Origin of the sequence: Bacillus sp. YKCMOAS1, assembly GCF_030268125.1 — a bacterium.
GTDB lineage: Bacteria > Bacillota > Bacilli > Bacillales > Bacillaceae > Bacillus > Bacillus safensis.
In genome coordinates this window covers 1-13,796 of record NZ_BSEI01000007.1, presented here as the reverse complement: position 1 = coordinate 13,796, position 13,796 = coordinate 1, and the positions used below count along the sequence as shown (strand labels likewise).

The 13,796-nt window shown below is 41.9% G+C and carries 18 protein-coding genes; 15 read left to right on the top strand and 3 right to left on the bottom strand.

Annotated elements, in window-relative coordinates; translation table 11 throughout:
• Positions 1–97 precede the first annotated feature (97 nt).
• The 11 genes from QSJ46_RS18090 to QSJ46_RS18040 all read left to right on the top strand — a co-directional run bounded on the left by QSJ46_RS18090 (position 98) and on the right by QSJ46_RS18040 (position 8,268).
• Positions 98–1,042, top strand: coding sequence for a DNA-directed RNA polymerase subunit alpha (locus tag QSJ46_RS18090; protein ID WP_285605146.1), 945 nt, complete (start codon positions 98–100; stop codon positions 1,040–1,042).
• A gap of 75 nt (positions 1,043–1,117) precedes the next feature.
• Positions 1,118–1,480, top strand: a complete 363-nt coding sequence (gene rplQ, locus QSJ46_RS18085) for a 50S ribosomal protein L17 (RefSeq protein ID WP_003216944.1) — start codon at positions 1,118–1,120, stop codon at positions 1,478–1,480.
• Between the two features lie 126 nt (positions 1,481–1,606).
• Positions 1,607–2,449, top strand: coding sequence for an energy-coupling factor ABC transporter ATP-binding protein (locus tag QSJ46_RS18080; RefSeq protein ID WP_008356549.1), 843 nt, complete (start codon positions 1,607–1,609; stop codon positions 2,447–2,449).
• On the top strand, positions 2,425–3,294 hold the full coding sequence (locus QSJ46_RS18075) for an energy-coupling factor ABC transporter ATP-binding protein (protein WP_107164235.1): 870 nt from the start codon (positions 2,425–2,427) through the stop codon (positions 3,292–3,294). The genes QSJ46_RS18080 and QSJ46_RS18075 overlap by 25 nt, the downstream gene beginning before the upstream one ends.
• A complete protein-coding gene (locus tag QSJ46_RS18070; RefSeq protein ID WP_047203796.1) occupies positions 3,291–4,088 on the top strand; it encodes an energy-coupling factor transporter transmembrane component T family protein in 798 nt (265 codons plus the stop codon). Before QSJ46_RS18075 ends, QSJ46_RS18070 begins: the two co-directional genes overlap by 4 nt.
• A gap of 11 nt (positions 4,089–4,099) precedes the next feature.
• Positions 4,100–4,843 carry a tRNA pseudouridine(38-40) synthase TruA gene (gene truA / locus QSJ46_RS18065; RefSeq protein ID WP_047203795.1) on the top strand — a complete coding sequence of 248 codons (744 nt, stop codon included), beginning with the start codon at positions 4,100–4,102 and terminating at the stop codon, positions 4,841–4,843.
• Between the two features lie 165 nt (positions 4,844–5,008).
• Positions 5,009–5,446 carry a 50S ribosomal protein L13 gene (gene rplM / locus QSJ46_RS18060; protein WP_003217042.1) on the top strand — a complete coding sequence of 146 codons (438 nt, stop codon included), beginning with the start codon at positions 5,009–5,011 and terminating at the stop codon, positions 5,444–5,446.
• A gap of 20 nt (positions 5,447–5,466) precedes the next feature.
• Positions 5,467–5,859, top strand: coding sequence for a 30S ribosomal protein S9 (gene rpsI, locus QSJ46_RS18055; protein WP_007496354.1), 393 nt, complete (start codon positions 5,467–5,469; stop codon positions 5,857–5,859).
• A 176-nt stretch (positions 5,860–6,035) separates the two neighbouring features.
• On the top strand, positions 6,036–6,560 hold the full coding sequence (locus tag QSJ46_RS18050) for a GNAT family N-acetyltransferase (protein WP_107164237.1): 525 nt from the start codon (positions 6,036–6,038) through the stop codon (positions 6,558–6,560).
• 114 nt (positions 6,561–6,674) lie between these two features.
• A complete protein-coding gene (locus QSJ46_RS18045) occupies positions 6,675–7,148 on the top strand; it encodes a GNAT family N-acetyltransferase (protein WP_285605145.1) in 474 nt (157 codons plus the stop codon).
• A 106-nt stretch (positions 7,149–7,254) separates the two neighbouring features.
• A complete protein-coding gene (locus QSJ46_RS18040; RefSeq protein WP_483298743.1) occupies positions 7,255–8,268 on the top strand; it encodes a serine hydrolase in 1,014 nt (337 codons plus the stop codon).
• A gap of 36 nt (positions 8,269–8,304) precedes the next feature.
• Here the strand turns inward: QSJ46_RS18040 and QSJ46_RS18035 are convergent, their stop codons facing one another.
• Positions 8,305–8,874 carry a DUF4825 domain-containing protein gene (locus QSJ46_RS18035; RefSeq protein ID WP_269773805.1) on the bottom strand — a complete coding sequence of 190 codons (570 nt, stop codon included), beginning with the start codon at positions 8,872–8,874 and terminating at the stop codon, positions 8,305–8,307.
• Between the two features lie 148 nt (positions 8,875–9,022).
• On the opposite strand from QSJ46_RS18035, the gene QSJ46_RS18030 reads away from it, so the two are divergent.
• From QSJ46_RS18030 to QSJ46_RS18020, 3 genes are all read left to right on the top strand, one after another.
• Complete coding sequence (locus tag QSJ46_RS18030) at positions 9,023–9,466, top strand: DUF2521 family protein (protein WP_047203791.1); 444 nt, start codon at positions 9,023–9,025, stop codon at positions 9,464–9,466.
• Positions 9,467–9,524: 58 nt separating this feature from the next.
• Positions 9,525–10,238 carry an N-acetylmuramoyl-L-alanine amidase CwlD gene (gene cwlD / locus QSJ46_RS18025; protein ID WP_034283867.1) on the top strand — a complete coding sequence of 238 codons (714 nt, stop codon included), beginning with the start codon at positions 9,525–9,527 and terminating at the stop codon, positions 10,236–10,238.
• A gap of 103 nt (positions 10,239–10,341) precedes the next feature.
• Positions 10,342–11,400 carry an Mrp/NBP35 family ATP-binding protein gene (locus tag QSJ46_RS18020; RefSeq protein ID WP_047203790.1) on the top strand — a complete coding sequence of 353 codons (1,059 nt, stop codon included), beginning with the start codon at positions 10,342–10,344 and terminating at the stop codon, positions 11,398–11,400.
• A 37-nt stretch (positions 11,401–11,437) separates the two neighbouring features.
• Here QSJ46_RS18020 and gerD read toward each other — a convergent pair whose 3' ends face one another.
• Positions 11,438–12,025 (bottom strand): spore germination lipoprotein GerD, encoded by a 588-nt coding sequence (gene gerD / locus QSJ46_RS18015; protein ID WP_039176014.1) that lies wholly within the window; start codon positions 12,023–12,025, stop codon positions 11,438–11,440.
• A 90-nt stretch (positions 12,026–12,115) separates the two neighbouring features.
• Here gerD and QSJ46_RS18010 point away from each other — a divergent pair, with 90 nt between their 5' ends.
• The gene (locus tag QSJ46_RS18010) at positions 12,116–12,718 is read left to right on the top strand and encodes a KinB-signaling pathway activation protein (RefSeq protein WP_285605143.1); all 603 of its coding nucleotides are present in this window, start codon (positions 12,116–12,118) and stop codon (positions 12,716–12,718) included.
• Here the strand turns inward: QSJ46_RS18010 and pdaB are convergent.
• Positions 12,711–13,475: a polysaccharide deacetylase family sporulation protein PdaB gene (gene pdaB, locus QSJ46_RS18005; protein ID WP_285605142.1), complete on the bottom strand. Its 765-nt coding sequence runs from the start codon at positions 13,473–13,475 to the stop codon at positions 12,711–12,713. The genes QSJ46_RS18010 and pdaB overlap by 8 nt on opposite strands.
• Between the last annotated feature and the right edge of the window lie 321 nt (positions 13,476–13,796).

The window sequence follows — 13,796 nt, the reverse complement described above, 5'->3', positions numbered from 1 at the left end:
GCCTGAGCACATACGGGACTAAACAATGAGGAATTTCGGATGGAATCTCATATGATTCTATTCGAGGTTTCGACGTTTTGAAGGAGGGTTTTATTAGATGATCGAAATTGAAAAACCAAAAATCGAAACGGTTGAAATCAGCGACGATGCCAAGTATGGCAAGTTTGTCGTAGAGCCACTTGAGCGTGGATATGGTACCACTTTAGGGAACTCCCTTCGTCGTATCCTTTTATCCTCACTTCCTGGTGCAGCTGTAACATCGATCCAGATAGATGGTGTCTTACACGAATTCTCAACGATCGAAGGCGTGGTTGAAGATGTTACAACGATTATCTTAAACATTAAAAAGCTTGCACTCAAAATCTACTCTGAAGAAGAGAAGACGCTTGAAATTGATGTACAAGATGAAGGTACTGTAACAGCTGCTGATATTACACACGACAGCGATATTGAAATCTTAAATCCAGATCTTCACATCGCAACTCTTGGCAAGAATTCGAGCTTCCGTGTTCGCTTAACTGCACAAAGAGGTCGCGGGTATAATCCTGCTGATGCAAACAAAAGAGACGATCAGCCAATCGGTGTGATTCCGATCGACTCAATCTATACACCTGTATCTCGTGTGACTTATCAAGTGGAGAACACCCGTGTTGGGCAAATCACAAACTATGATAAATTAACACTAGATGTATGGACTGATGGAAGCACAGGACCGAAAGAAGCGATCGCTCTAGGTTCTAAGATTTTAACTGAACACCTGAATATTTTCGTTGGGTTAACTGACGAAGCTCAGCATGCTGAAATCATGGTTGAGAAAGAAGAAGACCAAAAAGAAAAAGTGCTTGAAATGACAATTGAAGAGCTTGATCTTTCTGTTCGTTCTTACAACTGTTTGAAGCGTGCGGGTATTAACACTGTTCAAGAGCTTGCTAACAAGACAGAAGAGGATATGATGAAAGTTCGTAACCTTGGACGTAAATCTCTTGAAGAAGTGAAAGCGAAACTAGAAGAACTTGGACTGGGTCTTCGTAAAGACGATTGACTAGTTTCATTGTGAACTAGGATTTTCGTGTGTTTTTTATTCATACAGCATCTCTAATTAAGGAGGGGACATCACATGGCATACAGAAAGCTAGGACGCACTAGTGCACAACGTAAAGCAATGCTTCGTGACCTAACGACTGATTTGATCATCAACGAACGCATCGAAACAACTGAAACACGTGCGAAAGAACTTCGCTCTGTAGTTGAAAAAATGATCACTCTTGGCAAACGCGGAGATCTTCATGCTCGCCGTCAAGCTGCAGCTTACATTCGTAATGAAGTAGCTAACGCTGAAACAAACCAAGATGCACTTCAAAAATTATTCGCTGACGTTGCAACTCGCTACGAAGATCGCCAAGGTGGATACACTCGTATCATGAAGCTTGGACCTCGTCGCGGCGATGGCGCACCAATGGCTGTCATTGAATTAGTTTAATCACATATCGTGTATCTAAGAAAGGGCGGGACAGTTCATAACTGGATCTATGCCCTTTTTTAGGTACTACGGCTTTTTTTAGGAATAAGCAAAGAAGAGGTTGAGCTGAGAGGAGGTCCGGTAGAGATGGGGAAGACATTAATTGACGTAAAGGACATTGTATTTCGTTATCACAAGGATGCGGACAAGCCCGCTTTAGATCAAGTGTCACTGCATGTGAATCAAAATGAATGGCTCGCCATTGTTGGTCATAACGGTTCAGGTAAATCCACACTTGCCCGTGTGCTGAATGGGCTCATTTTACCGGATGCTGGTACGGTCAAGGTTGGAGAGATTGAGCTCAAAGAAGAAAGTGTCTGGGATATTCGCAAAAAGGTCGGAATGGTCTTTCAAAACCCAGATAACCAATTTGTGGGCTCAACGGTTCGTGATGATGTGGCTTTTGGTTTAGAAAATAACGGGGTTGAGCGGGAATTGATGATAGAACGTGTAGATTGGGCTGTCAAACAGGTCAATATGCAGGAGTTTCTTGATCAAGAGCCGCACCATCTATCAGGCGGGCAGAAGCAGAGAGTCGCTATTGCAGGTGTGCTTGCCGCAAGCCCTGACATCATGATCTTGGATGAAGCAACATCAATGCTTGATCCGATTGGCCGTGAAGAAGTGTTAGAGACTGTTAGACTACTGAAGGAACAAGGAACAGTCACAGTCATTTCCATCACACATGATTTAGACGAGGCTGCCAAGGCAGACCGCGTTATTGTGATGAATGGCGGGAAGAAATTTGCCGAGGGAACGCCAGAGGAAGTATTTGAACTAGATGAACAGCTGGTTCAGATTGGACTTGATCTGCCATTCTCCTATCGCTTGAGCAAGCAATTGAAGCAGCAAGGTGTGCCGCTTGCAAATGCCCATTTGACACAAGAAGGATTGGTGAAAGAGCTATGGACATTACGATCAAAGAATTAGAGCATCGTTATCAAATGAAAACGCCGTTTGAGCGTCTCGCTTTGTATGATGTCAATGCTTCCATCAAAGAGGGCAGCTATGTCGCTGTCATTGGTCATACGGGCTCTGGCAAGTCTACATTGCTGCAGCATTTAAATGGATTGCTCAAACCAACGAAGGGGAGTATTGCGCTTGGAGAGACGGTTTTACAAGCCAATAAAAAGCAGAAGGATATGAAACCCCTCCGGAAAAAGGTAGGCATCGTGTTTCAGTTTCCTGAGCATCAGCTCTTTGAGGAAACCATCCTCAAGGATATCTGCTTCGGCCCGATGAACTTTGGTGTTCCTCAAGAGAAAGCAGAAACGAAGGCGAAGGAGATGCTGAAGCTGGTGGGTCTTCCTGAGTCCCTATTATCTCGATCTCCCTTTGAACTAAGCGGCGGTCAAATGAGACGTGTGGCGATTGCAGGCGTCTTAGCGATGGAGCCAGAGGTGCTTGTGCTTGATGAGCCGACTGCTGGGCTAGATCCACGCGGGCGGAAGGAAATCATGGACATGTTCTATGACCTTCATCAAAAGGCAAACCTCACCACGATCCTGGTCACACACAGTATGGAGGACGCCGCTCATTATGCGGATCAAATGATTGTGATGCATAAAGGGACAGTGAAGGCGACAGGCACGCCGAGAGAGTTGTTTGCCAATCGTACAGATATGTCTTCGTTTGGTCTCGACCTCCCGGAAACGATTAAATTCCAGCAGACTGTAGAAGAAAAGCTAGGTATTACGTTTCCTAGGCCGCTTCTGACCATGGATGAAATGGCAGATGCCTTAACAGCTCTTTATCAGGAGGACACGACATCATGATGGATAGTATGATTATCGGCAAATATGTGCCAGGTTCATCCTTTGTCCATCGTCTTGATCCAAGGACAAAGCTGTTATCAATTTTCTTTTTTGTCTTTATTGTCTTTTTTGCTAATAATTACATCACTTACGGGCTTTTAGGTGTCTTTACCATTCTTGTAGTGATGGTTTCTCAGGTGCCGCTATACTTTATTCTCAAGGGAATGAAGCCAATCCTATGGATTGTCCTGTTTACCTTTATTCTGCATATTTTCATGACAAAGGATGGCGCCTTGCTATTCCACTTTGGTTTTCTGAATATTTATGAAGAAGGTTTAAAGCAGGGGATCTTCATTTCACTCCGTTTTGTCTATCTCATTATGATGACGACACTTCTTACGTTAACCACAACGCCTATAGAAGTGACAGACGGGATGGAGAAGCTGCTGCACCCATTCCGTAAAGTCAAACTGCCTGTTCATGAGCTTGCTCTCATGATGTCCATCTCTCTTCGGTTTATTCCGACTTTACTAGAAGAGACGGACAAAATCATGAAAGCACAAATGGCTCGAGGCGTTGATTTTACAAGCGGACCTTTAAAGGATCGCATGAAAGCCATCGTTCCTTTGCTTGTTCCCCTTTTCGTCAGTGCGTTTAAGCGTGCAGAAGAACTGGCGACCGCGATGGAAGCGAGAGGCTACCGCGGGGGAGAAGGACGGACGAAATACCGTCAGCTTGTCTGGGGCATGAAGGACACGTTCACGCTGCTTCTATTCATCCTGTTAACAGCGCTCCTTGTGCTGCTTAGAAATTAGGTGATTCCTAGATGAAGGTCAAATGTACTGTATCCTACGATGGGACACATTTTAAAGGCTATCAGGTGCAGCCAGGGCAGCGAACCGTACAGACGGAGATAGAGTCTGCCCTTGCAAGAATGCATAAACAGGATGAACTGATTCCGATTGTGGCTTCCGGCCGGACAGACAGCGGTGTTCATGCAAAGGGACAGGTCATCCATTTTGACACTCCGCTCTCGATTCCGATGGAGAGATGGCCTTTTGCCCTCAACAGCCTGCTGCCGGATGATATCCGTGTTTTAAAGGCTGAGGAGGTCGATGATTCGTTTCATGCCAGATTTGGTGTTGTTTCGAAGGAGTACCGTTATAAGGTCTCAACGGAAACGCACCAAAATGTGTTCACGAGACAGTATGCCTGCCACTATCCTTACCGGCTGGATATCGATAAAATGAGAGAAGCCGCTGAGCACTTGATTGGGACACATGATTTTACAAGCTTTTGTGCGGCCAATACAGAGGTTCAGGACAAGGTGAGGGATATTTATGCCCTCGAGTGGAAAAACGTCTCAGATGGGCTTGAAATGCGTGTGAGAGGGAATGGTTTTTTATACAACATGGTGCGGATTATCGCTGGAACGTTGCTTGAAATCGGTTCTGGTAAATTTCACCCTGAGGAGATAAAAGCCATGCTTGCCGCCCGAAATCGCGAAGCGGCAGGCAAGACTGCGCCTAGTCACGGACTGTATTTATGGGAAGTTTTCTATGACAACTAAACCAGGTGTAACATGTTCTTGACACAGGAAGCAGAAAGTTATAAGATATCATATGGTATGTATTTCAACCCCACAAATAAGCCCCGGAAGACTTATCTGTGTTTTGAAATAGAACGTAGCATTTGATTCAAGGAAAATTCATTGATTTATTTAGGAGGGAAACTCATGCGTACAACACCAATGGCGAACGCAAGCACAATTGAGCGCAAATGGCTAGTTGTTGATGCGGCAGGCAAGACTCTAGGTCGTCTTTCTACTGAAGTAGCATCACTTTTGCGCGGTAAGCACAAACCAACTTATACACCACACGTTGATACAGGTGATCATGTCATCATCATCAATGCTGAGAAAATCGAATTAACTGGTAAGAAATTGACGGACAAAATTTACTACCGTCACACTATGCACCCAGGTGGTTTGAAACAAAGAACTGCTCTTGAGATGCGTACAAACTACCCTGAAAAAATGTTGGAGCTTGCTATCAAAGGTATGCTTCCAAAGGGTCCACTAGGTCGTCAAATGTTCAAAAAATTAAATGTGTACCGTGGTTCTGAGCATCCACATCAAGCACAACAACCTGAAGTTTACGAACTTCGCGGTTAATTATAAGGGAGGTTAACAATTTGGCACAGGTTCAATATTACGGTACAGGTCGTCGTAAAAGTTCTGTAGCGCGCGTTCGCTTAGTTCCAGGTGAAGGCCGTATCGTCGTTAATAATCGTGAAATTACTGAATACATTCCATTCGCTGCTTTAATCGAAGACGTGAAACAGCCTTTGAACATCACAGAAACAGCTAACAGCTACGATGTTCTTGTAAATGTTCACGGTGGTGGATTCTCTGGTCAAGCTGGAGCAATTCGTCACGGTATCTCTCGTGCTCTTCTAGAAGTAGATCCTGAGTACCGTACACCACTTAAACGTGCTGGACTTCTTACTCGTGACTCTCGTATGAAAGAGCGTAAGAAATACGGTCTTAAAGGCGCACGTCGCGCACCTCAGTTCTCGAAGCGTTAATCAATTTTATATTGTATGGACGTTTTACAAAGGTTTGTTACAGACAAACCATATATGAAAAGCATCAGCATCCTGCTGGTGCTTTTTTTATTTGTGTTTTTTTCTGTTTGGAAACATATAAAATAGGATCATAGCAAGGTCTCTGTTTAAAGACGAAGTCTATGGAGGGGTGTCATATGAATCTAACAACAGAAAGGTGTATCATTCGATCATTTGCTGAAGATGATTGGCATGATGTTTATGCATATACATCTGATCCGGCGGTAATGAAGTATATTCCGGAAGGTGTTTTTTCTAAAGAAAATGCGCAGGAATTTGTTAAAAATAATCGTCTTAAAACAGCCAAGAATTTTGCTGTTCTATTAAAAGAAGATCAGATATGCATCGGGCATATCGTGTTCCATCCATACTTTGGTGAGCACACATATGAAATTGGGTGGGTCTTCAATCCTGCCTATCAAAACAAAGGCTATGCATCAGAAGCGGCTTATGCCGTTCTGCATCATGGTTTTCACACAATGAATTTACATCGAATCATTGCCACTTGTCAGCCTGAAAATGTGCCATCTTGGAGAGTGATGGAGAAAATGGGGATGAGGAGAGAGGGGTATTTTAAAAAATGTATACCACAAGGAAATGAGTGGTGGGATGAGTTTTACTATGCTCTCCTACAAGAGGAATGGTTCGAGAAGAGGGCTTGATCAGATTTCATGATATGAAGTACTTTGATGAAAAAGCAGCTGAACAAATCTTATATGAGAATGGTATTTTGGTAAGTGAAAACAGTCTTCCATCCATCATAGGAGGTGCTTTCATTGAATTTAAATCAATTGACATTTAGAGAAGCCGTGCAAGAAGACCTCGACAAAATCGTCTTCATGCTTTCAGATGATAAGTTAGGTCAAAAGAGAGAGCGTTACACTCGCCCATTATTAGAAAGCTATATCAAAGCCTTTTATTCAATCGATGCTGATCCAAATATTGAACTCATTGTTGCGTGTGATCAGGAAGAAGCAGTTGGTGTTCTTCAGTTAACCATGACGCCATTTCTTACACATCAAGGGGGATGGAGAGCATCCATCGAAGGAGTTCGTACAGCTTCGAGTCATAGAGGAAAAGGAGTCGGTTCGCTGCTTATCAAGTGGGCCATTCAACGCGCAAGCGACTGCGGCTGTCATATGATTCAGCTGACAACAGATAAACAGAGGCCAGAAGCACGACATTTTTATGAGAAATTAGGGTTTGAAGCCACTCATGAAGGAATGAAGCTGCATTTGCCCCATGAATAAGGATATCAAGAAGCGGAGGATTCAAGAGCCTCTGCCTTTTTTGTGCCTTTATTTGAAATATTTGCTATATTGAATATATAAATCCTATCTTGAAAGGAGAAACATGTTGCAGAAAATCGGTTTAAAGGAAACAAAAGAAGACCTTTTGACATTTGTCACAAAAAACAAAAAGGACGTATCAGTAACAATCATTGAAAATGAAGATGTGTTGTTAGAGTGGAATGCTAATCAAAAAACGCCACTTGCAAGTACGGTGAAATTAGTAGTTTTATTTCATTTTGTTAAAGCTGTATCCAGCGGTGACATCAAGCTAGATGAAAAAGTGGCATTGGCGGACATAGAGCGGTTTTATATTGATAGAACAGATGGCGGTGCTCACACATACTGGCTGGAGGTCAACGCTTTTTCTGAGCATGCAACTTTATTAGATGTTGCCAAAGGAATGATGCAATTCAGTTCGAATGCTTGTACTGATTATTTGATTGACTTGCTCGACTTAGAAAAGATTAATAATCGGATGAAACAAGCAGGTCTTACAGAACATGATGAACTCATGCCGCTGACGCCAAAGTTGTTGTGGCCTGCTTATGTATCTGATCATGAGCAGGATGCATTAAAGCAAATGAGCGGTGTATCTCATGAACAATATAAATCTCTAATGAATGAGATTTTTAATATCATGAAAAATGACCCAGAGCATAAAAAGATGTTAGAAGAAAAAATAATGGAAAAGGACTTATTAAGCTTTCGTATTCAATCATTACTGACACAAAAGTTGACAAAGTCTACAACCAATCAATATGCACATTTTATGAAACGCCTGCAGGATGAGCTGTTAACAACAGAAGAAAAGCGTCTTTTTAGCCAAATTGTGCTGGGAGAAACATTGAAGACGGAAAAAGATCAATATATTTGGTATAAAGGCGGAGCGACGTTGTTTGTTTTCACAGCTGCTTTATATCGAAAAACGGATATCTCATCTATATCCATTTCTCTTTTTATCAATGATCCAAAAGCGAAGAATTCTCATTGGATTGGGGAAGTATTCAACGAATTTATGCTTACTGCAGCAATGGATCAAAACTTTCGACAACGTTTGATTCAGGCTTTCACTACATAAACATCAAAAAACAGAGGGAAACTTCCCTCTGTTTTATTATTTCTGCATTGGAAACGCTTTGTATACATCTTGGCGTTTCTCTTTTGACTTCACAACTCCATCAACCAGTTCCTTTTGCCAAAGCGCTGTATCATCTTTGTACTCTTTAAAAGGGTGAGGGAGCTTTTTTTCTAGCTGTTTTCTTTTAAACGTGACGGACGGTTCGTCGTTAGAGTTCATCTTGAGTGTCACTTGCTCTACATTATCGATAAGAATAAAAAGTGCCAATGCATTATATAAGTAGTTTTTTTCAATGGTATCCTTCTTATCAAACCAAGATGCATCAAATTGTTCTTCTGTATAAGTGGCATTTTCCTTCACGCCATATGTTACTTTTAGTGCTTTTTCATCTGCGATTTCATACTCACGAATCACGTTACCTGGAAGATCTGATAAAATAGCGCCGATTGCTCCGTTGTCTCCAATATAAGAATTTTTGTGCTTAGAAAGCTGGTTTAAGGAAATATCTTCTATTCCTTTAATGTCGCTTTCTTTCTCACTAGCTTGACTACTGCAAGCGGATAGAATGACTGTCATTAGTAGTAGGATGTATATCCACTTTTTCATTTACTTTGCCCCTTTATAATTTTTTCTATATAAAAATCTATTTTATCACAAGGTCCCATTTTCACCATTTATTTCATGTTTTCCATTTACTGAACTGCATGTTTTGTTCAAACCAACGAACAATACAAAGAAAAAAGGAGTTCAGTTCATGGCAGAAGTGCTTTCATTTTATCAACTGAAAACAAAACGAGATGTCACGCTTGAAAAGAAGCTTTTGCGTACATTGTCTCTTCAACAAGTAACGGCTGCTTCCGAAAAATTCACGAAGAAGCTGTTTCCATTTGCAGATGATCCAGCTGGGATTATGAGTGATGGCTGTATCGATTTCGCCATTGAAGCTTTTTTAGCTGGCGGGAGATACGGTGAGTCGAGTAAATACGGGGAATCGTTCGACGATATCAAGAAGCGGTCCTCCCAGGAGGAAGCTGAGCTGATTGAAGAGCTGGCAGGATGTTTGCAATCGTGGGGGAATATGTTCCGTATGGAGCGGAAGATGTCGTGTTTGTATCCATCTGCGAAAGAATTTTTAAGCATGTGGTGGCAGGAAGGCTTTCGTGAATCAGAAAAAAGACACAAGCTTCGGCTGCACTAAGCATATTTCCAGCCCTTGTCCCATATCTATAAAATAATGGTGTATGGGAGGGACAGGGATGAAAAGAAAGCTGAAGTGGACAGGGTTTTTAATTGGGTTTATTGTCCTCTTATTCTTATTCAGGTTTCAATTTCTAAATGATGATTCGTGGAAATCGTGGAATTTGCCTCTAAGCGGGAAGATCATTTATTTAGATCCGGGTCACGGCGGTCCAGATGGCGGGGCTGTAGGAGGAGAGCTACTTGAGAAAGAGATTGCGCTAGATGTATCCATGAAGATACGTGACTATTTGCAGGAGCAGGGAGCGCTTGTTCTCATGACACGAGAGGATGATTCTGATTTATCATCAAAGAATACAAGAGGATATGCCCGGAAGAAAGCGGAGGATTTAAGGAACCGCGTTAAAGTCATCAATGAATCTGAAGCGGATCTCTATTTAAGCATTCATTTAAATGCGATACCATCTAACAAATGGAGCGGGGCTCAGACGTTTTTTTACGGAAAGTATGAAGAGAATGAAAAGGCAGCGAAGTTCATTCAAGATGAATTGCGCAGAAACCTTGAAAACACAGATCGAAAGGCGAAGCGGATCAACGGCATTTATTTAATGCAAAATGTCACAAAGCCAGGAGCTCTTGTGGAAATTGGATTTCTCTCCAATCCAAAAGAGGCTGGCCAGCTGGCAACACCTAAATATCAGGATCAAATTGCCGCCTCTATTTATAAAGGGATTTTAAGATATTTAACAGAGCAAAAAGAGCCGCCTGAATAAGGGGCTTTTTCCTTTTGATCGCAGGCAAACAGGACAGACATTGTAAGGATATGTATGATATACTTGGATTGTAAACGAATTCAATAAAGGGTGAGGTTCTGCTATGATCGGACAAGATGATGTGAGAAAACTAGTTGGGAAGATGGACGAACCTTTCCTTCATATACCGCTTGGTGAGCTGGATGCTATCAAGGAAATCAGCCTAAAGCCTGAGAAAGAGCATGTGAGCCTAAAGTTGGCTATTGCAAAAACAGGCACTGCTGAGCAGATGAAGCTGCAGCAAGACATCGTACAAGCCTTGAAATCAGCAGGCGCTAATACAGTAGGACTTCGTTTCGAGGAACTGCCTCAGGAAACACTTGAAAAGTTTATGCCATCACAAGATGAGGAAGAAACCTTACTTAACTCTAAAAATCCGCCTGAGTTCTTAGCGATTGCGAGTGGAAAGGGCGGCGTTGGTAAATCGACTGTTTCTGTTAACCTTGCTGTAGCGCTGGCTCGTCTAGGGAAAAAAGTCGGGCTGATTGATGCTGATATTTATGGCTTTAGTGTACCGGATATGATGGGAATCACTGTCAGACCAACAGTTAAAGGGGAAAAAATTATTCCTGTGGAGCGCTTTGGTGTCAAAGTGATTTCAATGGGCTTTTTTGTTGAAGAAAATGCACCGGTTATTTGGAGAGGGCCGATGCTTGGAAAAATGTTAAATAACTTCTTCCACGAAGTTGAGTGGGGAGAATTAGATTACTTACTATTAGACCTTCCGCCTGGAACGGGAGATGTGGCGCTTGATATTCATACAATGCTGCCTAGCTGTAAAGAAATCATTGTTACTACACCGCATCCTACGGCTGCCTTCGTTGCAGCAAGAGCAGGCGCAATGGCACTGCAAACAGATCATGAAGTGCTCGGTGTCGTTGAGAATATGAGCTATTATGAAAGCAAAAAAACAGGTGAGAAGGAATACGTCTTTGGAAAAGGCGGCGGGGACAAGCTGGCTGAAGAGCTGCGTGTATCAGTCCTTGGCCAAATTCCTTTAAGACAGCCTGATTGGAATGAGGATGATTTCGCGCCTTCTGTCTATGATGCAAGTCATCCAACAGGAGAAGTGTATCAACACATTGCGAATAAAGTCATTGAACAATTAGCAGTGAAAGCATAATAAAAGCCCGAGTGGATCAATGCCACTCGGGTGATGTTTAACTGTCGCTTCCTTCGCTGCCTTGCGATCCGGAATCACTGCTGCTTTCAGATGCTGCCTTTTTGAGCTCATCTTCGAATTTCTTCTTATAAAGAGGGCTGCTTAATGTTTCCGTAATGACTTTTTCTAAGTGCTTTCTAAACTCTTTGCTTTTTACCAGTTCACCGTATTTCTTTTCCATCTCAGGATCCTTGAGAATATCCATCATCAGCTGTTGATAGTCAGGATCCTTCATTAACTGTTTTAACATCCTTTCATGCTGTTGCTGCATGGATTTTGCGAAAGTCTCGGCAAATTTAGAATCCTCAAAGACCTTCTTCCAGAACTCTTTGCCTTTATCAGAAGTCAGTGTTTTCTCTATCGTTTTTTTCACAGTTTGTTCATCCATTACCAAAGCTTCATTCATTGCCTCGTCATTTAATAACTGTTGAATGGCCTTTTTACCGTCATCTGTCTTTAATATATCGACGACCATTTTTTTTGTTTCGTCATAGTCCATATTAGATGAGGATTGGGTTTTGGGAGCACAAGCTGTTAGAGATAAAAGAAGAAAACAGCTCACTATACGCAAGATGCCTTTTGACATACTGTGGCTCCTTTCGTTACATGTCTTACTTTTAATATGAATGTTTCACGTGAATTTATACATAACAAAAATAGGGGTTGGATCAATTCAATGAAAAGTCGGGATTTAGTTCGTTTTTTCTTCTCTGTGCTAGCTGTTGGAGCGGTCATTACAAGCGTGGTAGGCTTTGCGCTGGAGTGGGGAAAATATCAGAAGCTTTTTATATCGTTTGAAATTCTAGAGATCGCATCTGTGTTGTTTTGGTTCATTGGTGTAGGGATGATCTTTAGTGTCATTAGCCAGATGGGGTTTGTTGTCTTCTTGACGGTGCACCGGTTTGCGTTAGAGATTTTCCGGTCACATTCTTTATGGAATACCATTCAGCTGTTTCTTGTGATTTTTGTGCTGTTTGATTTAGCTTACTTGCGATTTTTGTTTTTCGGGGAGAATGAATCAGTTCTTCCATACTTGTGGCTGCCTTTATTTATCGGTGTGTTTGCTTTGATCGTGGCTTACTTTAAACAGCAGCAGTCCTCTAAGAAAACATTTATTTCTGCAATGTTTCTCATGGTCGTCATCACGTCGTTAGAATGGTTCCCGGCGCTCAGAGTCAATGAAGAGGACTGGCTGTATTTAATGCTATTCCCGCTATTAGGCTGTAATGCGTTTCAGCTGTTAGCGATGCCGCGGTTTTCAAAAGCGAAAGCTACTTAACTTCTGATGACTTTGTTTTCGTATTGGAGATCAGTTCGCCAACTGTCACATTTTTTAAATTCTTTTCTTTTATTTGTTTCAAAATAGCGGGTAAGGCTTGAGCGGTTTGGGTTGCTGAATCTGAGGCGTGAAGGAGTACAATGTCTCCGCTTTTCATTCGATCATTTACATTTCGAACAATTTGGTCGATACCCGGATTCAGCCAATCCTGTGAATTGATACTGTAATGAACAACGGTATAACCGTACTGTGTGGCAATTTTCAGTGCTGTTTCGTTAAACTGTCCAGTTGGTGGTCTTAATAGTTGAATGTCATCTAGTCCAAGCTTTTGAAATGTATTTTGTGCACGGACAAGATCTTGCTTGATTTCACTATCTTCAAGCTGGCTATAATTTTTATAAGCATAGCCGAGGCTTCCAATTTGATGGCCGTCCTCCCTAATTTGTTTCACGATATCAGGATGACGCTCAGCCCAAGAAGCAGACAGAAAGAAAGTGGCGTTCTTTATACCGTACTCTCGAAGGACATTTAAAATAGGAACAGCCTTCTCATCTCCCCAGCCAATATTAAAAGTGAGAGAGACATGCTTTGATGAAGTCTCGCCTTTATAAATGGCTCGGGGTCCATGTTCAGTTTTAAATACCGACAGCGGCGGTGCCTTTTGTACATAAAAAAAGGTTGCAGCTGCAAGGGCTGCTACAAGAATAATGACAACTTGCTTCAGCCGTTTAATAGGCAACACATATAATCGACTCAATTCAAACACTCCTGCCTTGTCCAAGATTGTTACTTGATTGTATGCAGGACAAGGGTTTAAGATGCTTAATAAAACTATTTCAAAAAAAGTTTTGAAAAGGCGTTGACCGATAGAATGTTTTCGTGATATATTATTAATCGTCGCTGACACACAGTGGCAAACACAAAACGCTTCGGGAAATAAACTTTAAAAAAGTTGTTGACATAAGATGAAGCGAAATGTTATATTATTAAAGCCGCTAAGAACGGCGAAGATGATCTTTGAAAACTAAACAAGACAAAACGTACCTGTTAATTCGAGTTTTTATAAAAAATCCTATGA